Below are 20119 nucleotides of genomic sequence, written 5' to 3' on the forward strand. Positions count from 1 at the left end.
GTTAAATCAGCGTGCCGTAAATCGTCAGAAGCGCAACAACGACCAGAATAATCATCGTCACTTTGCGTGCCAGACTCACCGCAGCGCGTGGCGTTTGTACCGGATCGGTATGCGGATCACGTGCCAGCGAGAACTGCGCCAGACGGGTTAACACCTGATACTGCGACGAGTGAATATCGCCAAGCGAAGCGAACCAGGCCGGCAGAGCTTTCTCACCGTGGCCCAGCAGTGCATAAGCCACACCCGCCAGACGAACCGGGATCCAGTCCAGAATATGCAGCAGAGCATCAACGCCGGATTGCGCACGTTTTAAAGGCGGCATATGGCGCGCCAGCCAGGTCTGATAACCACGCAAAGCCGCATATCCGCCTAATGCCACCGGCCCGAAAGGACCGCACACCACAAACCAGAATAACGGGCCGAGATAATAGCGGTAGTTTATCCATAACAGCGCATTTTGCAGTTCCCGCAGGCGGGCTTCTTCCGTGCAATCTGTCGGCAGGCCATGGATTAGCGCCAGTTCCTCAGCCATTTCGTTACAGGCGTCGGCATCGCCCTGACGGGCTGATTTAAGATAAGCGCGATAATGCTTACGTTTAATCCCTGCGCCAATGCACAACAGGCACAAAATCACCCACAAAATCAGCGTCGGTACACCAAAGAAGATCCCCTGTAGGGCACGCAGAACGCCCCAGATCACCGCCATCCAGATGACCATGATAGCCAGCGTTTTCACTAACGAAGTCTGCCGCCCGCGGCGAAATATCACCTCGAACCGGTGGTCCAGCTGCCAGTGTTCACCCAGTTTGAACAGCCGCTCCCAAGCCAGCACCAGCAGCAAAGTAAATAACGTCATCGATTGTCACTCTCTCTCAACACATCACAGGCTTAAAACACACACCAGAGGCCGCGTTAACTCACTGGTCAGAAGAACTATTCTGCCCTACCGGCAGCGCTATCAGCTTGCGATAAAATGCCCAGTCAAATTCAGGGCCGGGATCGGTCTTACGCCCCGGAGCAATATCACTGTGTCCGGTAATGGCATCAAGATTAATGGGATAGTGCTTAACTAACAACTCAGTAACAGCGGCCAGACTGCGATATTGCGCGTCAGTAAAAGGCTCAAAATCCGTGCCTTCCAGCTCAATGCCGATGGAGAAATCATTGCAACGTTCACGCCCCTGCCAGCTGGAAACCCCAGCATGCCAGGCACGTTTATCAAAAGGGACGTACTGGACAATTTCGCCGTCGCGACGGATCAGGCAATGCGCCGCAACACGCAACTGGTGGATCCCCTCAAAGTAAGGATCGTCCTGCGGATTCAGGGTACCGGTAAAAAGTTGATCAATATAAGGACCGCCGAATTTTCCGGGCGGCAAACTGATGTTGTGGACAACCAGCAATGAGGGGATTTCATCGTCAGGGCGGAGATCAAAATGGGGAGAAACGACCCGCCGGGCTTCGGCTATCCAGCCTTGTTCTAAGTGCATCAAAGACCTCAATGATGTGCTTGTGTGGTACTTATCACAGCAACAGGGTAGCATGTTTTTTTGTCCTTCTTATCCGCCATTTCGGAGTATTTGTATGTCTACCCGCAGCTACAGCCCTGAAAGTCGCCGCGCACAGTTACTCGAACGTATCCAGAATGATATTCCTTCTCTTGTGACTCAAGCCCTGGGCGAAGACCTCGGCGGCGAAGCTAATGCTAACAATGATTTAACGGCGCAATTGTTGCCGCAGGATAAAAACGCGACCGCCACAATCATCACCCGTGAACCCGGTATTTTTTGCGGGCAACGCTGGCTGGATGAAGTCTTTAAGCAACTGGCCGGGGATAAAATCACCGTCAGATGGCATGTTAAAGACGGCGACGCCGTTTCTGAAAACCAGACATTATGCGAACTTTCCGGCTCCGCACGTATGTTGCTGACCGGCGAACGTACCGCGCTGAATTTTGTGCAAACTCTCTCCGGCGTGGCAACCGAAGTGAATCACTATGTGAAGATTCTGCAAGGCACAAAAACCAAGCTGCTGGACACCCGCAAAACGTTGCCGGGTCTGCGTACTGCACTGAAATATGCCGTGCTTTGCGGTGGCGGAAGCAATCACCGTCTGGGTCTGGCCGATGCGTTTCTTATCAAAGAAAACCACATCATTGCCTGTGGCTCAATTAAAGCGGCAGTCGAGCGCGCATTGTGGATCCATGCCGACGTTCCTGTGGAAGTCGAAGTCGAATCCCTCGATGAACTTCAGCAGGCGCTGGATGCTAAAGCGGACATCATCATGCTCGATAACTTTACCGTACCAATGATGCGCGAAGGGGTGGCACTGACCGCCGGTCGCGCGCTGCTGGAAGTTTCCGGTAATGTTACGGAAGCAACGCTGCGTGAGTTCGCAGAAACCGGCGTGGATTACATTTCCGTCGGTGCGCTGACCAAACATGTCAGAGCGATGGATCTCTCCATGCGCTTTAGCTGATCGCAACGCTGTTGCCCCTGGCATCCTTTTCAGGGGCAACTCGACTTCTTCCGGTCTATTTCATCTTGCCGCACTACCCTCGCATTCTCACGGTCTGACTGCTATCCCCTTTTTCATTTCATCTTCATTGTTGCGGGACATCGCGCAAAAATTTTGCCGTCCGTAATGACATACATATTTATCCTGGAAGACATCGCGGAGAAGCCAACAACGGGGCTGGAGTCCGGTGATATCTGCGTTTAGTTTGCTGCCACAGCTTTACCCACGCAGTTTTACTCAACGGAGAACGCCATGCACCGGCAACAAGGATTTACCCTTATTGAACTGATGGTAGTGATCGCGATTATTGCGATTCTCAGCGCCATCGGCATACCCGCTTACCAGAGCTATATCCAGAAAGCCGCCATGACCGACATGCTGCAAACGATGGTGCCGTATAAAACCGGTGTCGAATTGTGTGTGATTGATGCCGGAACCCTGACGGGCTGCAACGCAGGGACTCAGGGGATCCCCGCCGCAACCAGCAGCCGTTACGTCAGCCAGGTACGCGTCAGCGCAGGGGTCATCTCGCTCACCGGGCAACAGGCGCTGGAAGGGCTCAGCGTCGTCATGACGCCGGTGGTCGATAATCTGGCAGGAGGGATCGTCTGGAATCGTAGTTGCACGAACGCCACCAATACTTCGATGGTTGATGCCTGCGAAAGCGTGTTCCGTTTTGACAGTCAGGGAGCCACTCAATGACCGATACCCCCCTGGATCCTGTGTCGCCGGTACGCAGCGAAAGGCAGCAAAGTGAAGCTTCGCTTGAAGCCCTGTGCCAGCGATATAAAGCCGTCATTTTACATCGAGACCCGCAGACCCTTCGCGTTGCCTGTCATGAAAGCGAGGCGGATACGGAATCACTGGGCAACGTGCTGCGTTTCGCCACCGGCTTGAAAGTGCAGCTTGAACGCTGGCCACAGGCGCGGCTGGAACAGGTAATGGAAAAAGGCCATTCCGGCTCGCAGCAAAATGCCGCCCGAGAGGAGTCAACCCCACCTGCTCCCCGTGATGAGAATGAACTAAACGCTCAAAGCGATGCACCGGTCATCAATGTGCTTAACCAGATCCTCAGGCACGCCATTACCCGTCGCGCCTCGGATATTCACTTTGAACCTTTTGAGCACAGCTTCCGGGTTCGCGTGCGGATTGATGGTGTATTACAGGAAATCCCCGGCCCTGAGTTTTCGATGGCCGCCAGCGTATGCGCACGCCTGAAAATTATGGGGCAGCTCAACGTGGCAGAACGTAGATTGCCGCAGGACGGACAGCTTTCAGTGATGCTGCAAAATCAGCGCTATTCGATGCGTGTCTCGTCCCTGCCGACGCTGCACGGTGAAAAGATTGTGCTGCGGATACTCCATATGACGCAGCAGGATCTGTCGATGTCACAGCTGGGATTCACGCCGCGCGATCTCGATTATTTCAAAGCAGCACTGAAACATCCGCAGGGATTGATTCTGGTCACCGGTCCGACAGGCAGCGGAAAAACGGTGACGCTCTACAGCGGCCTGCGCCATCTGAATGCCATTACCCGAAATATCTGCAGCGTTGAGGATCCGATCGAAATCCCGGTCAGCGGCATTAATCAGACGCAGATCAACAGCAAAACGGATCTGAGTTTTGCCGGTGTCCTGCGGGCATTATTACGTCAGGATCCTGATGTGATTATGGTCGGTGAAATCCGGGATAAAGAAACCGCCGAGATTGCTGTAAAAGCGGCGCAGACCGGCCATATGGTGCTTTCTACCCTCCATACCAATTCCACCTGCGAGACGCTGACCCGTCTTCGCCAAATGGGGATCGAGGGCTTTCATATAGCAGCCAGTTTGCGTCTGGTCATCGCTCAGCGACTGGTTCGAAAACTTTGCCCGCATTGTCGCAAAGCACATATGTCACTGGTCGAAAAAGGCCCTGATGGCCGCAGCAGCACAATGCCACTTTGGTTAGCCGCAGGTTGCCATCAGTGTTTTTCCGGCTACTACGGACGAACGGGGATTTACGAGACGCTCAATATTACCCCCCGGTTGCAGCAGGCTCTGGTCGCGGGGGCAGGCGTCACTGAACTGAGTAAAATCGCCCGCGAGCAGGGACAGAAAACCTTGCAGGAAGCGGGAATGTTGCTGGTTGAACAAGGTATTACCTCGCTTGAAGAACTCTACAGAGTCACCGGCGAAGACACCGGCTTATGAGCGAAACCGGGGCTGTTTCTAAAAAGTGGCGGCTTTATCAATGGCAGGCCGTCGATACGCTGGGCAGTATTCAGCAAGGCAACAGCATTGAAATAAATAAAGACGGCATTTACCGGCAGCTTTTTGCCGCAGGTTTACAGCCGGTAAATATCAAAATGAAGCAACGCCTGAGAAGGCAATTTTGGAAGAATCAGGAGCGCGTCGCCTTTGTCAGACAACTGGCGACGCTTCTCCAGGCCGGATTACCCCTGATGAATAGCCTGACGCTGCTGGGCAACGAACATACGAAACCGGCATGGAACTGCGTGCTGTTGAATATCGCCAGAGGAGTCCGCGAGGGAAAACCGCTTTCAGAAATGCTGGGACAGTATCCCGATACCTTCCCTGATATTTACCGGCAAATTATTTCAATAGGCGAACTGACGGGTCAGCTGGACAGATGCTGTCTGCAACTGGCAACTCAGCAGGAACAACAAGCTGAATTGAGAAGCAAAGTGAAAAAGGCTCTGCGTTATCCGCTTATCGTCAGCGCGATTGCCACTGTGGTTACCCTGCTGATGCTGACGCTGGTTCTGCCGGAGTTTGCGAAGATTTATGCATCCTTTGACGCTAAGTTGCCGTGGTTTACTCAGATGCTGATCAACACCTCGGAAGCGTTGGTCACAACAGGCCCGTGGGTAGCAGGAGCGCTTTTGCTAAGTTGTTTTGGATATCTGCAAAAAATGCATCCGCACACGCGCTGGAAACTACGTGAGCAAAAGCTTCTGCTACGGTTGCCCCTGACTTCGCGGCTGGTAACAGACAGCTGCCTCGGCCAGATTTTTCAAACACTGGCCATGACACAACAGGCGGGAATGACGTTAATTGCCGGGCTGGCGGCGGCCTCTGCTTCTGTATCTAATTTGCATTTTCAGGCGGCACTGAGCCAGATACGTGAGCAGATCATGCAAGGGATCCCCTTACACAAAGCGTTTGTTCAGTCACCGCTGTTTCCGACCTTATGCCATCAGCTGATTAAAATCGGCGAAGAGTCAGGTTCTCTCGATGAATTACTGCAAAAACTTGCGCAGCTGCATAACCATAAAGCGAATTCACTGGCGGATACGTTGTCGCAAACCATTGAGCCGGTGCTGATGGCAGTAATGGGGATCATTGTGGGCGGGCTGGTGATTGCGATGTATCTGCCGATATTCCAGCTGGGGTCGGTGATGGGATAGGAGAAAGGGTAAAGCAGAAGGTTGAGGAGCAGAAAGCGGCGAAAACGAGTCTCGCCGCATCAGACATAACTGACTTATTTGCTGCCGAACAGGCGGTTTTCCTGCTCCGCTACACGGATAAAGGTCGTACGTTTGGTCAGTTCTTTTAGACGCTCAGCACCGACATAAGTACAGGCAGAACGCAGGCCACCGAGGACATCACGTACGGTGTTTTCAACCGGACCACGCAGAGGTAATTTTACCGTTTTACCTTCTGCCGCACGGTATTGTGCAACACCACCGACGTGGCGTTTCATGGCAGATTCTGAGCTCATGCCATAGAAAAGCATGAACTTCTCACCATTTTCTTCAACGACCGTGCCTTCACACTCTTCATGCGCAGCCAGCATACCGCCGAGCATGACGAAATCAGCACCGCCGCCGAAGGCTTTCGCCACATCGCCGGGAACCGCGCAACCGCCGTCACTGACAATCTGACCGCCAAGACCGTGAGCGGCATCGGCACATTCAATCACGGCGGAAAGCTGCGGATAACCCACACCGGTTTTCACACGGGTGGTACATACCGACCCCGGCCCGATACCCACTTTAACGATATCTGCACCGGAAAGGATCAGTTCTTCAACCATTTCACCGGTGACCACGTTACCGGCACAGATCACTTTATCCGGGCAGGCTTCACGTACGCGTTGCAGGAAACCGACAAAATGTTCGGAGTACCCGTTCGCGACATCCAGACAAACAAATTTGAGCAGCGGCGAAAGAGCAAGGATTTGCAGAGTTTTAACGAAATCCGCTTCTGACGTTCCGGTCGATACCATCACATTGCGCAGAACGGATTCATCGGCTGAAGTGATGAATGCCTGCCACTGTTCTACGGTGTAATGCTTATGTACAGCGGTCAGAAGGCCGAAAGAAGCCAGAACGGTCGCCATACGGAATGTTCCGACGGTGTCCATGTTCGCGGCAATAATCGGGGTGCCAGACCAGCTGATACCAGAGTGTTTAAATGTGAATGTGCGTTCCAGTTCAACTTCGGAACGGCTTTTGAGAGTAGAACGTTTAGGGCGGATGAGTACGTCTTTAAAACCTAACTTCAAATCTTCTTCAATGCGCATGACGGGTTTGTCCTGGTTTGGCGACGGGTCGCTAGGGTGTACAGCAAATTTTTAGACACCCTTTCCAGTGACTTTATCATACACAGGAAAATGACAACGGCAAGATGGCTTTTGCAATTCACATCACAGACTTTTGATTGTGCTGCTGAATAATTTTCGCATGAAAAGCGGGACGACGACGGCTTGCACTTAATCACAATCTCTTTATCATTTACCTAACTAATTTTATCAGAGCATCAGCATGAGCTATATCGTTGCATTGACCGGAGGTATCGGGAGTGGAAAAAGTACCGTTGCCGAAAGTTTTGCCCGCCACGGTGTGAGCATTGTCGATGCTGATATTATTGCCCGTCAGGTGGTTGCGCCGGGGGAACCTGCGCTAAAACAGCTCCATCAGCGATTTGGTCACGAAATTATTCTTGCGGATGGCTCACTGAACCGCCCGGCTCTGCGGGAGCGCATTTTCAGTTATCCGCCTGATAAAGAATGGGTTAACCACTTACTGCATCCGATTATTCATGCCAGAACACAGCAGCTTTTTGCACAGGCTGATACGCCCTATGTGCTCTGGGTGGTGCCATTGCTTATCGAAAATGGATTACAGACGCGGGTAAATCGCGTACTGGTAGTAGATATTGAGCCTCAGATTCAGCTTTCACGCACCATGCTTCGTGACGGAATTAGTCGGCAGCAGGCTGAAAATATTATTGCTGCGCAGGTCACTCGTGAAAAACGGCTGGCCTGTGCGGATGACATCATTGATAACAGCGGTGACCCGAAATCTATCGAACCGCGTGTTGCCTTATTACATCGCCGCTATCTGGAATTTGCGGCATCAGTAAACAGACAGGATATTGCCAAGCATGACTGATGTAGCTGCAACCGTTCTTTTTGAACATCCATTGAATGAGAAGATGCGCACCTGGCTGCGTATCGAGTTTTTGTTGCAACAGATGCACTCTAATTCGCAAATCACTTCGATTGCTTCTGCCCTGTTATTTTTCCGAACCGCATCCGATTTGCTCGACGTTCTGGAGCGCGGAGAAGTCCGTACTGATCTACTGAAAGAGCTGGAACGCCAGCAACAAAAATTATCTCAGTGGAAAGACGTTCCGGGCGTGGACCTGTCAAGAATTGACGGACTGCGTGCCGACCTCAAACAGTGTGCGACCGTGCTGATGAAAGCCCCGCGTATCGGACAGGCGCTGAAGGAAGATCGCCTGATTGCCCTGGTCCGCCAGCGTCTGAGCATTCCGGGTGGCTGCTGTAGTTTTGATCTTCCGACGCTGCATATCTGGCTGCATCTGGCTCAGTCCCTGCGTGACAGTGAAGTACAAAACTGGCTCGAAACGCTGGCCCCGCTGAATAACTCGCTCACAATGGTTCTCGATCTGATCCGCCAGTCCGGCGTGTTTCGTAATCAGATCAGCCTGAATGGATTTTTCCAGGACAACGCCGAAGGCGCAGATCTGTTACGATTGCGCCTCTCGATGGAAAACCAACTTTATCCGCAAGTATCCGGGCATAAAACCCGTTATGCCATTCGCTTTTTACCCCTGGACAGCGAACATGGCGTGGTTCCCGCGCGACTGAATTTCGAACTTGCCTGCTGCTAGGAGTTGCAAATGAATCCTGAAATTATTGAAGTAAATTGCCCGACGTGTGGCAAAACGGTGGTGTGGGGCGAGCAAAGCCCTTTCCGCCCTTTTTGTTGCAAGCGCTGCCAGTTGATTGATCTCGGTGAATGGGCCGATGAAGAGAAACGCATCCCGAGCAAAGGCGATGTGAATGATCTGGATGACTGGAGCGAAGAAGAGATTTAAGTCAGAAACGGGCATGGAAAAAGGGGCTTTGCCCCCTTTTTTGTGTCTTTAAATTCAACATGTTATCAGTACTGATTGTTTTTTAGGGCAGTAACGATGACTTCGTTAGCCACAGGAAACTCTTCCTCTTTCAAATCAGACTGCGCAACCCAGCGCTTGGGCTGTCCTTCTTTGCCATAAGGTTCACCCTGCCACTCTTCTACCATGAAGAAATACAAAGTGATGATACGGTCAGGGAAACGATGCTCCAGCGTTTTCAACAGCACCGGGGACTTTGCATCTATGCCAACTTCTTCCTGCAACTCGCGGATCACCGCTTGTTCTGGCGTTTCACCTGCTTCGATTTTTCCGCCGGGAAACTCCCAAAAACCTGCCATGTGCGATGACGCATCGCGCTGAGTAATAAAGATTTCTTTCCGAGCATTACGAATAATGCCGACTGAGATATTCAGTTGATTGAGCATCACAATATCCACCTATCCGCTGACTGCAAAGACTGTCCTGTACGAACTTTTAGACAAAATTAAAGGCGGTGATTAGCCGCCTTTAAGATTAACACGATGACTTAGCCTGAGATCTTACTTTTGCAGGCGGCCATGGCATTGTTTGTATTTCTTACCGGAACCGCACGGACAGAGATCGTTACGTCCCACTTTGCGTTCACCAGATGCTGCCAGACGCGCCGCTTCGGCCACTTCGATTTCCTGCTGATCCTGATGGCTCAGGTGCTGCTGACGCGCCAGACGCTCAGCTTCTTCACGACGCTGAAGCTCCATCGCTTCAACTTCTTCAGGCATACGCACCTGAACTTTGCTCAGCACGCTGACCACTTCATATTTCAGGGATTCCAGCATCGCAGCAAACATCGCGAAGGATTCACGTTTGTATTCCTGCTTAGGATCCTTTTGCGCGTAGCCGCGTAAGTGGATGCCCTGGCGCAGGTAATCCATCGCTGCCAGATGCTCTTTCCACAGGGAATCGAGGGTCTGCAACATCACGCCTTTCTCGAAGTTACGCATCATTTCAGCGCCAACGACTTCTTCTTTACGGGCGTAAGATTCTTTCGCGAGCTCCATGATACGTTCGCGCAGGGTTTCTTCATGCAGTTCTGGCTCTTTATCCAGCCACTCTGAAATCGGCATTTCCAGCTCGAAATCGTTCTTCAGGCGCTCTTCCAGACCTTTCACGTCCCACATTTCTTCCAGAGACTGTGGCGGAATGTAGCTGTCGATAGTCACTTTGAACACATCTTCGCGGATGCTGGTGATGGTTTCGCTCACATCAGACACGTCCAGCAGTTCGTTACGCTGACTATAGATCGCACGACGCTGATCGCTCGCCACATCATCATATTCCAGCAATTGCTTACGAATATCGAAGTTACGGCTTTCAACTTTACGCTGAGCGTTGGCAATCGCTTTGGTCACCCAAGGATGCTCAATCGCTTCGCCTGGTTTCATACCCAGTTTGCGCATCATGCTTGATACACGGTCAGAGGCGAAGATACGCATCAGGGCATCTTCCATTGACAGGTAGAAGCGAGATGAACCGGCATCACCCTGACGACCCGCACGGCCGCGCAGCTGGTTATCGATACGGCGTGATTCGTGACGCTCAGTACCAATGATGTGCAAACCACCTGAAGCCAGAACCGCGTCGTGGCGGATCTGCCATGCGGCTTTAATTTCAGCGATTTTCTCGTCGGTGACTTCTTCGCCCAGGTTTTCAACTTCAACCTGCCAGCTGCCACCCAGTACGATATCGGTACCACGACCCGCCATGTTGGTGGCGATGGTGACCGCGCTTGGCTGACCCGCCTGAGCAACAATGTCTGCTTCTTTGGCGTGGAACTTGGCGTTCAGAACGCTATGCGCGATGCCCGCTTTCGTCAGTTCGTTAGAAACCACTTCTGATTTTTCAATCGAGATGGTACCGACCAGAACCGGCTGACCGTTCGCGGTACACTGACGGATATCTTCGATAATCGCGCCAATTTTTTCCATCTCAGTCATGTACACCAGGTCGGCCATATCTTTACGCACCATAGGGCGGTTAGTTGGCACAACAATGGTATCCAGTTTGTAGATAGAGCTGAATTCGAACGCTTCGGTGTCCGCAGTACCGGTCATACCGGCCAGTTTTTCATACAGACGGAAGTAGTTCTGGAAGGTGATCGAAGCCAGCGTCTGGTTTTCGTTCTGAATTTCAACGCCTTCTTTGGCTTCCACAGCCTGATGCAGACCGTCAGACCAGCGACGACCTTGCATGGTACGGCCGGTGTGTTCATCGACGATGATAACTTCACCGTCTTTCACGATGTAATCGACATCGCGGGTGAACAGTACGTGCGCGCGCAGTGCCGCAGTCACGTGGTGCATCAGCATGATGTTGGTCGGGGAATACAAAGATTCGCCTTCTTCCATAATGCCTGCTTCAACCAGCATTTCTTCGATAAGTACCAGACCACGTTCGGTCAGGTGAACCTGACGCGCTTTCTCATCCACAGAGAAGTGGCCTTCACCCTGGAAGGTGTCGGAATCTTCTTTTTCCTGACGGATCAGTTTAGGGATCAGTTTGTCCACGCGGGTGTACATTTCTGAGCTGTCTTCAGCCGGGCCGGAGATGATCAGCGGAGTACGTGCTTCATCGATCAGGATGGAGTCAACCTCATCCACCAGCGCGTAGTGCAGTTTGCGCTGAACACGTTCTTCAGGGCTAAACGCCATGTTGTCGCGCAGGTAGTCAAAGCCGTATTCGTTGTTTGTACCGTAGGTGATGTCAGCAGCGTAAGCCGCGCGCTTAGCCGGTGAAGGCATACCAGGCAAGTTGATGCCGATGCTCAGGCCAAGGAATTCAAACAACGGACGGTTATTTTCGGCGTCACGCTGGGCTAAGTAGTCGTTGACGGTAACGACGTGAACGCCCTTACCGCTCAGTGCGTTCAGGTAGGCTGGCAGCGTTGCGGTCAGCGTTTTACCTTCACCAGTACGCATTTCCGCGATGCAACGTTCGTTCAGTACCATACCGCCGAGTAACTGCACGTCAAAGTGGCGCATACCGAATACACGTTTGCTGGATTCACGAACCACGGCAAAAGCTTCCGGGATCAGGGTTTCCAGTACTTCACCTTTAGCCAGACGCTCACGGAATTCGTTGGTTTTCGCTTGCAGTTGCTCATCCGTCAACTTTTGAACTTCAGGTTCCATGCGGTTGATCAGGTCAACAACTTTACGCATGCGACGCAGTGTACGATCGTTACGGCTACCAAAAACTTTGGTCAATAATTTGATTAACATTATGCTTAATATCTCTTGGAGACCACGTAAAATGGCCACTAATTTATTGATTTATAGATAGAGTTTAAAATTACAGTCTGTTAAATCAGGGAGGTTGGGCCCGCACGGATGCCTTGCACCTGTGCTAACCACAGGCCAGTCTGGTGCGGTAAGTAGAAGGTTAGAAAAGGTTGTTGCGTCTGACGGATGATAACCGGTGGTTTGGATTCATGGGTCAGTAAAGCATTCAGAGTAACCAGCAGAGCCAGTTGCTGAACGTGTAATGGTCCGGCTTCTTCAGCCACCACTTCCGGCGCGGCAACGGTGTAAACTACCTGCGGAGCCAGAGCAAAAGAGAGATGACGGATGACTGTGCGCAACGCATGTTGCTGCCAGTAATCCACACCGAAAGACGGGCGGCGATTCGCCTGGAGCAATGCAAGATTACTCAGCCCTGTACTACCGATGTTAAGACGGTTTAGACTTGAGGACGTATTGGGAACCGCAGGCAGTTCCGTTTGCGACAGGTTCGTTGACACGCCAAGGCTCGCCGCGACCATCCCCAAAAGGAGATGCGGCCAAAAATACCTTCTGCCAAATTGTCGCCAACGATTTAGAATACCAATCACAAGTTTACAATCCGCCGGAGCCCGTCATGCGCGATAGTCGCCCACAATTATTAGATATCCTGTTCGATGACGCCTCTTCCACTGAGCAAAGCCCGCTGCGTATTGTTCAACAGCGTGCGGCGGCGTTATTAAAACTCAACCGCGCAGTGAAAGGTCTGTTACCAACGCCCATGCAACCATGGTGTCGTGTCGGTAATTATCGACAGGGTGTTTTAGTGCTCGAGATTGCTAATGCCAGCTGGATGATGCGATTACGCTATGAACAGCCTGCATTACTCTCTGCACTTCGAGCGCAAATTCTACCATCATTGTCATCAATCGACATCAGGATTAATCCTTCGCTCATGGCGAAAATGGAAAATGCTTCGCAGATTGCGATTAAAAATCAAGCGATCGCTTCACAATCCATGCCGGTCAGACATTTGAGTGCGCAAAGTGCTGAGGAATTAAGAGGACTGGCGAGCCGTAGCCCGGAAAAACTGAGGAAGGCATTAGAACGACTGGCTGGGTTAGCCGGAGAGGGTGCCAAAACAACCAGTCGTAATAAGTAATACGAGTATCGATTACGCCAATACTGTGGAAGGCGCTTTAAAAGCCAGTGGCAATTCAGCTTCATCCTGGAACGTCACTAATTCCCAGGCTTCCTGCTTAGCCAGTACCGCTTGCAATAACTTGTTGTTCAATGCGTGGCCAGACTTGAATGCGGTAAACGCACCAATGATGTTATGTCCACACATGAACAGGTCACCGATAGCATCCAGCATTTTGTGACGAACGAACTCGTCTTCAAAACGCAGGCCATCTTCGTTAAGCACACGGTAATCATCCACAACGATTGCGCAATCAAAGCTGCCACCCAGGCACAAACCACGTGACTGCAGGTACTCGATATCACGCATGAAACCAAAAGTACGTGCGCGGCTAATTTGGCGAACAAATGCTTCTGCGGAGAAGTTCATTTTGTAGCGCTGTGAGCTGGAATCAATCGCCGGGTGATTGAAGTCGATAGTGAAGTCCAGAGAGAAACCATTGAATGGTTTGAACTCAGCCCACTTATCACCGTCTTCAACACGCACGGTTTCTTTGATGCGCAAGAATTTCTTGGCGCTGTTCAGCTCTTCAATCCCTGCGTCCATCAGCAGATAGACGAAAGGTGCAGCACTACCGTCCATAATCGGCACTTCAGGCGCATCGACATCGATAACAATATTATCAATGCCCAGGCCAGCTAATGCCGCATTAAGGTGTTCTACCGTAGAAATACGCACGTCATGCTCATTAACCAGGCAAGTACAGAGCATGGTATCACGCACGGATTTTGCATCTGCCGGGAAATCAACCGGTGGATTCAAGTCAGTGCGACGATAGATGACCCCGGTATTTGCCGGTGCAGGACGCAGAGTCAGGGTGACTTTCTTGCCGGTATGTAAACCGACGCCCGTCGCCTGAACGATACGTTTTAATGTACGTTGTTTGATCATCGTTTTTATCTCGCAATGTTTATCCATCCAACCGACCTAAGCATACCTTAAGGTCGGCGGGACAGTTTAGCACAAAGAGCGGAGATCCTACAATTCGGACTAGTCTGCCTGCTTACGCAGGAAGGCCGGGATGTCCAGATAGTCGGGCTCTTTATTAGATTGCGCGCTTTGATCATTGACCACTTTAGCAGCGGGTTTCGTTTCCTGCGGCAGCGGAGACATCCCGTGCTGCTGGTAACGATGATCCATCACTGGCTGGGCGGCTGGCTTATTGGTCACCAAAGTGATCTCAGGACGTTTATCCATGCCGATACCGGTCGCTACCACGGTGACGCGCAATTCGTCATTCATTTCCGGGTCAAGGGAAGTACCGATAACCACGGTCGCGTTGTCAGAGGCGAAAGCACGGATAGTGTTACCCACAGTTTCGAACTCATCCAGACGCAGGTCGAAGCCAGCGGTGATGTTGACCAGAACGCCGCGAGCGCCTGACAGGTCGATATCTTCCAGCAACGGGCTGGAGATCGCCATTTCAGCCGCTTCTTCAGCACGGTCTTCACCACATGCCACGCCGGAACCCATCATGGCATAACCCATTTCGGACATTACGGTGCGCACGTCAGCGAAGTCGACGTTCATCAGACCCGGACGGGTGATCAGCTCTGCAATACCCTGCACGGCGCCTTTGAGGACGTCGTTGGCCGCACCGAAAGCGTCCAGCAGAGAGATACCGCGACCCAGAACTTTTAACAGCTTGTCGTTCGGGATAGTGATCAGGGAGTCCACATGTTTGGACAGTTCAGCGATACCCTGCTCCGCGAATGCCATGCGTTTTTTGCCTTCGAAATTAAAAGGCTTAGTCACCACAGCAACGGTCAGAATACCTAAATCTTTTGCTACTTCAGCAACCACTGGCGCTGCACCGGTACCGGTACCGCCGCCCATGCCCGCTGCGATAAAGACCATGTCCGCACCTTCAAGCGCAGCGCGCAGGGCTTCACGGTCTTCTTCTGCAGAATTGCGACCCACTTCCGGGTTCGCACCAGCACCCAGACCTTTGGTAATACCACTACCGATCTGAATAGTCTGGCCTACTGCCGTTTTACGTAACGCCTGAGCGTCGGTGTTAACGGCGAAGAATTCAACACCTTCGATGCGCTCGCGCACCATGTGTTCGACAGCGTTGCCGCCGCCACCGCCGACGCCGATGACTTTAATCACCGCGTCATTGGTCAGTTCCATAGGTTCAAACATAGTTTCTCTCCGTTTTGTGCCTGTCGCGTCGGGATCAAAAACCTTAACAGCATGATCCCGTTGTTAAACCATTAAAACTCTTTTCTCAGCCAGCTGTTGATTCGTTTGAACCAGTTGCCCACTGAGGCGCGTTTTTCCACTTCGGCCTCACCACTCAGGTGAGACTCCTTCCCGTAGTGCAGCAGCCCTACAGCCGTTGAGTAGTAAGGTTCCTGCGCATAATCTGTCAGCCCGGTGATGTTCAGGGGTTGCCCGATACGCACCTGGGTATGGAATACCCGCTGCGCACAGGCTGCCAGACCATCAATTTGTGCTGCACCGCCTGTCAGAACAATACCCGCGGCCAGATGATGTTTTACGCCTTGCTGACGTAACTGCTCCTGCAATTGCAAAATTTCGTCGTTCACTAAATTCAGCAATTCTGTGTAGCGTGGCTCGATAACTTCAGCCAGTGTCTGACGTTGCAGACTGCGTGGTGGACGTCCACCTACGCTCGGCACTTCGACGTTTTCGTCTTTGCCGACAATCGATCCTAATGCACAACCGTGGCGAACTTTGATCGCTTCGGCGTCGGTCGGTGGTGTACCAAACGCATAAGCGATGTCGCTGGTGACCACGTTCCCTGCATAAGGGATGACCTTAGTATGACGTAGTGCGCCGCCGGTATAAACCGCGATATCCATGGTTCCACCACCAATATCGACCACACAGACACCTAATTCACGTTCATCTTCGGTCAGAACGGCATAACTGGCTGCCAGACCGGCAAAAATAAGCTGGTCCACTTTTAAGCCGCAGCGTTCTACCGCTTTAACAATGTTCTTCGCCATGTCGTTATGGCAGGTGATCAGGTGAACTTTAGCCTGCATACGCACGCCGGAAAGTCCCACCGGATTTTTGATCCCTTCCTGATAATCGATGGCATATTCCTGAGGGATCACATGCAGAACCCGATGCTCGTCACGCACGCGTACCGATTTTGCGGTATGCACCACGTTCTCTACATCTTCCTGCGTGACTTCCTCTTCTGAAATAGGAACCATCCCTATTTCATTCTGACAACTGATATGTTTACCAGACAAAGCAAGGTAAACAGAGGAAATCTGGCAATCAGCCATCAGTTCAGCCTGATCGATGGCGCGCTGAACGCATTTCACCACCGATTCCAGATCATTCACGCCACCCTTGTCCATGCCACGGGATGGGCAACTGCCCACGCCGATAATATTGACCATGCCATCGGGCAGAACTTCCCCCACCAATGCGGCGACCTTTGCCGTACCGATCTCCAGCCCAACTACCAGTTTTCTGTCCGTCGACTTGATCATTGTTGTTTAGCCTGTGCCTGATTCTGTTGCTGATTACTGTTTTGCTGGTCAATAAACTCTGGCGCCCAACCTACCGACGCACCGCTGTCATAACGTAAATCGACATAAGTGATGCGTTTCTTATCGGCATCTGCCTGTTGCTGGAATCGCGGGTAGAGCTCGATAAAACGTTGTAAACGTCCCATCCGGTCATCTCTTCCTAATTCCAGCCGGACGTCATTATCCAGAGTTAACTGCCACGAGTGACGCGCACTCATTGCCACTGCTTTCAACGTAAACTTACCGGCGGCCAGCGCCTGGCTCATTGTTTGAAAGCCCTGCAAAACATCCTGTTCGCTGCCTTCCGGACCGTAAAGCAACGGCATTTTCTGTTTGACCACACGCTCAGCGGGTATGCTGAAAGATTTGCCATCGGCATCCACCATATGCAAATCATTCCAGTGTGCGACCGGCACATACTCCACCAGGTGTATCTTCAATTCATTCGGCCATTGCTTACGGACGCTGACCTGTTTTATCCAGGGTAAACGCTCAATCTGCTGCTGAATGACGTTTACATCCTGCGTCATGAACGTTCCCGGAGCCCCTAAAGACAGGATCGCCTGACGAATATCATCGTTGGTCGTGTAATGACGGTCCCCTGTAACCACTAACTGGGACAACGGCAACCGGTTCGCATCCTGCATCCAGCCAACTACGGCCCACGCACTCCATAAAATCGTACCTACTACCAACAACAGAAACACGATCCCTGCCAGCTGGCCACCGTTACTGCGACGGCCGTTGTTTTCGACCGTCTCACGCTCTCGGGTATTCAGGGCGGCTTGAGACATATCAGTTCGCCAGTGCCAGAATACGGGAAACGAGCTGCGGGAAACTTAACCCGGCGTGTTTGGCTGCCATCGGCACCAGACTGTGACTGGTCATGCCGGGCGACGTATTCACTTCCAGCAGGTTAAAGCTGCCGTCGCTGTCTTGCATCACGTCAACACGTCCCCAGCCGCTGCAATCAAGCGCCTGATAGGCCTGTAATGCCAGCGCAGATAACTGTTGTTCCTGCTCCTGACTTAAACCGCTTGGGCAGAAATATTGTGTTTCATCAGACAGATATTTTGCCTGATAGTCATAAAATATTCCGGCTGGCTGAATGCGAATGGATGGCATCACTTCGTCACCCACGATGGCGACCGTGTATTCCGGGCCGCTCAGCCATTTTTCGATCAGTACGTTATCGTCATGACGGAAGCCTTCCTGCAGGGCTGGCAGCAACTCTTTTTCAGTTGTCACTTTGCTCATGCCGACGCTGGAACCTTCGCGGCTCGGTTTAACGATCACCGGCAGACCTAATTGGGCGATTTTTGCCGCCAGAGCGCCCTGCCCTGCTTCTTCAATTTGTGAACGATGCAGTGTCACAAACGGGGCGACCGGTAAACCTAATGCCTGCCACACCAGCTTGGTGCGGAATTTATCCATGGTCAGCGCAGACGCCATCACGCCGCTGCCGGTATAAGGCAGGCCAATTTGTTCCAGTAAGCCCTGCAATGTACCGTCTTCGCCACCGCGACCGTGCAGTGCGATGAATACTTTGCTAAAGCCTTCTTGTTTAAGAAGCGCCACATTAAACGTTTTGGTATCGATACCGTGCGCATCAATGCCGGATTCACGTAAGCCAGCCAGCACCGCAGCGCCGGACTGTAATGACACATCGCGTTCTGCGGAAGTACCACCCAACAATACCGCTACTTTCTCAGACATGATGTTCTTCACCTTTCTTTACTGGTTGCAGCTTTTGATCAGCCAATTTACGGGCCACTTTGCCGACATTACCGGCGCCCTGAACCAGAACTAAATCGTCACCTTCGAGGATCTGCGCCAGACTTTCCGGCACGGCTTCAATATCAGAAACCAAAATCGGATCCAGTTTCCCGCGTGCACGGATGGTGCGGCACAGCGAGCGGCTGTCTGCTCCCGGGATTGGCGCTTCTCCGGCCGGATACACATCCAGCATGATCAGCACATCAACCTGAGACAACACATTGGCGAAATCGTCGTACAAATCACGGGTGCGCGTGTAACGGTGCGGCTGGAAAATCATCACCAGACGCTTGTTCGCCCAGCCAGCACGTGCCGCTTTGATCGTCGCATCCACTTCCGTCGGGTGATGGCCGTAGTCATCAACCAGCATTGCGCTGCCGGTTTTGCCATTCACGTTATCCAGCGCATAGTCGCCCAGGAAATCGAAACGACGTCCTGTTCCCTGGAAACCTGCCAGTGCGCGAAGAATAGCGTCATCACTGATCCCCTCGTCTGACGCAACGGCCACGGCGGCTGCGGCATTCAGGGCATTATGACGACCTGGCGCATTCAGCGTAACGCTGATGAGCGGCAAGTCCTGACGGCGGACGGTAAAGTGGCCCTGCGCGCCGACCTGACGGTAATTTTCGATAATCACATCGGCGTCTTCGCTGAAACCGTACGTCGTCATATGACGGCCAACGCGCGGGATCAGCTCGCGGATCACCGGATCATCAATGCACATCACTGCACGTCCGTAGAATGGCAGGTTGTGCAGGAAATTAATGAACGTCTGCTTCAGGATTTCAAAGTCACCCTGATAAGTATCCATATGGTCCGCTTCGATGTTGGTCACAATCGCCACCATCGGTTGCAGATGCAGGAACGACGCATCACTTTCATCAGCTTCGGCAATCAGAAAACGGCTGGAACCCAGACGCGCATGTGTCCCCGCCGCTTTAACCAGTCCGCCGTTCACGAAAGTCGGATCCAGACCCGCTTCGGCATAAATACTGGTGACCATCGCCGTGGTCGTCGTTTTGCCGTGCGTACCTGCCACTGCGATACCGTGACGAAAACGCATCAGCTCAGCGAGCATTTCCGCGCGGCGGATCACAGGTATTCTCGCTTCGCGGGCGGCAACGATTTCCGGGTTATCGGAAGAAATCGCCGTCGATACCACGACTACGCTGGCATCCAGCACGTTCTCAGGGCGGTGATTAAAATAAATCGTCGCGCCCAAAGCCGTCAGTTGCTGTGTTACCGGATTCGGTGCCAGGTCAGACCCACTGATCTGATAGCCTTCGTTTGCCAACACTTCGGCGATACCACCCATGCCGGCACCACCGATGCCAACAAAGTGAATGTGCCGGACACGATGCATCTCGGGCACGAAGGTACGCAGTTTCGCCAATTGTTGTGTATTCACGTTTTTATTCACTATTTCAGGTTACTGATTAATCCGTTTCTTACGGCTGGGACCACACACTG

The 20119-nt window shown here is 52.2% G+C and carries 20 protein-coding genes; 8 read left to right on the forward strand and 12 right to left on the reverse strand.

The features are described 5' to 3' along the window. Window position 1: 1 nt before the first annotated feature. Together ampE and ampD are read right to left on the reverse strand one after the other, a co-directional pair. A complete protein-coding gene (ampE, locus tag D6C13_RS09000; protein WP_120132450.1) occupies window positions 2–856 on the reverse strand; it encodes a beta-lactamase regulator AmpE in 855 nt (284 codons plus the stop codon). A gap of 61 nt (window positions 857–917) precedes the next feature. Beyond that, the gene (ampD, locus tag D6C13_RS09005) at window positions 918–1490 is read right to left on the reverse strand and encodes a 1,6-anhydro-N-acetylmuramyl-L-alanine amidase AmpD (protein ID WP_120132451.1); all 573 of its coding nucleotides are present in this window, start codon (window positions 1488–1490) and stop codon (window positions 918–920) included. Between the two features lie 94 nt (window positions 1491–1584). Here ampD and nadC point away from each other — a divergent pair, with 94 nt between their 5' ends. From nadC to hofC, 4 genes are all read left to right on the forward strand, one after another. Then, on the forward strand, window positions 1585–2478 hold the full coding sequence (gene nadC, locus D6C13_RS09010; protein ID WP_120132452.1) for a carboxylating nicotinate-nucleotide diphosphorylase: 894 nt from the start codon (window positions 1585–1587) through the stop codon (window positions 2476–2478). A gap of 291 nt (window positions 2479–2769) precedes the next feature. Then, the gene (gene ppdD / locus D6C13_RS09015) at window positions 2770–3219 is read left to right on the forward strand and encodes a prepilin peptidase-dependent pilin (protein WP_120132453.1); all 450 of its coding nucleotides are present in this window, start codon (window positions 2770–2772) and stop codon (window positions 3217–3219) included. Continuing rightward, a complete protein-coding gene (gspE, locus tag D6C13_RS09020; RefSeq protein WP_120132454.1) occupies window positions 3216–4709 on the forward strand; it encodes a type II secretion system protein GspE in 1494 nt (497 codons plus the stop codon). The genes ppdD and gspE overlap by 4 nt, the downstream gene beginning before the upstream one ends. After that, window positions 4706–5926, forward strand: coding sequence for a protein transport protein HofC (hofC, locus tag D6C13_RS09025; protein ID WP_120132455.1), 1221 nt, complete (start codon window positions 4706–4708; stop codon window positions 5924–5926). Before gspE ends, hofC begins: the two co-directional genes overlap by 4 nt. A 74-nt stretch (window positions 5927–6000) precedes the next feature. Here hofC and D6C13_RS09030 read toward each other — a convergent pair whose 3' ends face one another. Continuing rightward, a complete protein-coding gene (locus D6C13_RS09030) occupies window positions 6001–7044 on the reverse strand; it encodes a GMP reductase (RefSeq protein ID WP_120132456.1) in 1044 nt (347 codons plus the stop codon). A 241-nt stretch (window positions 7045–7285) separates the two neighbouring features. Here D6C13_RS09030 and coaE point away from each other — a divergent pair, with 241 nt between their 5' ends. From coaE to yacG, 3 genes are read left to right on the forward strand one after another with little or no spacing between them, the layout of a single operon-like run. Continuing rightward, on the forward strand, window positions 7286–7915 hold the full coding sequence (coaE, locus tag D6C13_RS09035) for a dephospho-CoA kinase (RefSeq protein ID WP_120132457.1): 630 nt from the start codon (window positions 7286–7288) through the stop codon (window positions 7913–7915). Continuing rightward, window positions 7908–8660: a cell division protein ZapD gene (gene zapD, locus D6C13_RS09040; RefSeq protein ID WP_120132458.1), complete on the forward strand. Its 753-nt coding sequence runs from the start codon at window positions 7908–7910 to the stop codon at window positions 8658–8660. The genes coaE and zapD overlap by 8 nt, the downstream gene beginning before the upstream one ends. A gap of 9 nt (window positions 8661–8669) precedes the next feature. Then, window positions 8670–8867 (forward strand): DNA gyrase inhibitor YacG, encoded by a 198-nt coding sequence (yacG, locus tag D6C13_RS09045; RefSeq protein WP_120132459.1) that lies wholly within the window; start codon window positions 8670–8672, stop codon window positions 8865–8867. A gap of 65 nt (window positions 8868–8932) precedes the next feature. Here the strand turns inward: yacG and mutT are convergent, their stop codons facing one another. From mutT to secM, 3 genes are all read right to left on the reverse strand, one after another. Continuing rightward, window positions 8933–9331, reverse strand: coding sequence for an 8-oxo-dGTP diphosphatase MutT (gene mutT / locus D6C13_RS09050; protein WP_167458010.1), 399 nt, complete (start codon window positions 9329–9331; stop codon window positions 8933–8935). Window positions 9332–9445: 114 nt separating this feature from the next. Next, entirely contained in the window at window positions 9446–12163 is a 2718-nt protein-coding gene (gene secA / locus D6C13_RS09055; protein WP_120132460.1) for a preprotein translocase subunit SecA, read from the reverse strand. Between the two features lie 80 nt (window positions 12164–12243). After that, window positions 12244–12771 (reverse strand): secA translation cis-regulator SecM, encoded by a 528-nt coding sequence (secM, locus tag D6C13_RS09060; protein WP_120132461.1) that lies wholly within the window; start codon window positions 12769–12771, stop codon window positions 12244–12246. Between the two features lie 26 nt (window positions 12772–12797). Here secM and D6C13_RS09065 point away from each other — a divergent pair, with 26 nt between their 5' ends. After that, window positions 12798–13322, forward strand: a complete 525-nt coding sequence (locus tag D6C13_RS09065; protein ID WP_120132462.1) for a DUF721 domain-containing protein — start codon at window positions 12798–12800, stop codon at window positions 13320–13322. 12 nt (window positions 13323–13334) lie between these two features. Here D6C13_RS09065 and lpxC read toward each other — a convergent pair whose 3' ends face one another. The 6 genes from lpxC to murC all read right to left on the reverse strand — a co-directional run bounded on the left by lpxC (window position 13335) and on the right by murC (window position 20057). After that, on the reverse strand, window positions 13335–14252 hold the full coding sequence (gene lpxC, locus D6C13_RS09070; RefSeq protein WP_120132463.1) for a UDP-3-O-acyl-N-acetylglucosamine deacetylase: 918 nt from the start codon (window positions 14250–14252) through the stop codon (window positions 13335–13337). A gap of 99 nt (window positions 14253–14351) precedes the next feature. Then, on the reverse strand, window positions 14352–15506 hold the full coding sequence (gene ftsZ, locus D6C13_RS09075; RefSeq protein ID WP_112286943.1) for a cell division protein FtsZ: 1155 nt from the start codon (window positions 15504–15506) through the stop codon (window positions 14352–14354). 71 nt (window positions 15507–15577) lie between these two features. Beyond that, entirely contained in the window at window positions 15578–16834 is a 1257-nt protein-coding gene (gene ftsA, locus D6C13_RS09080) for a cell division protein FtsA (protein WP_009634688.1), read from the reverse strand. Continuing rightward, a complete protein-coding gene (ftsQ, locus tag D6C13_RS09085) occupies window positions 16831–17667 on the reverse strand; it encodes a cell division protein FtsQ (protein ID WP_120132464.1) in 837 nt (278 codons plus the stop codon). The genes ftsA and ftsQ overlap by 4 nt, the downstream gene beginning before the upstream one ends. 1 nt (window position 17668) lies before the next feature. Next, window positions 17669–18589, reverse strand: a complete 921-nt coding sequence (locus D6C13_RS09090) for a D-alanine--D-alanine ligase (protein WP_120132465.1) — start codon at window positions 18587–18589, stop codon at window positions 17669–17671. Then, the gene (gene murC / locus D6C13_RS09095) at window positions 18582–20057 is read right to left on the reverse strand and encodes a UDP-N-acetylmuramate--L-alanine ligase (protein ID WP_120132592.1); all 1476 of its coding nucleotides are present in this window, start codon (window positions 20055–20057) and stop codon (window positions 18582–18584) included. The genes D6C13_RS09090 and murC overlap by 8 nt, the downstream gene beginning before the upstream one ends. Window positions 20058–20119 lie beyond the last annotated feature (62 nt).

The sequence above is a fragment of the Rahnella woolbedingensis genome, assembly GCF_003602095.1.
GTDB classification, from domain to species: domain Bacteria; phylum Pseudomonadota; class Gammaproteobacteria; order Enterobacterales; family Enterobacteriaceae; genus Rahnella; species Rahnella woolbedingensis.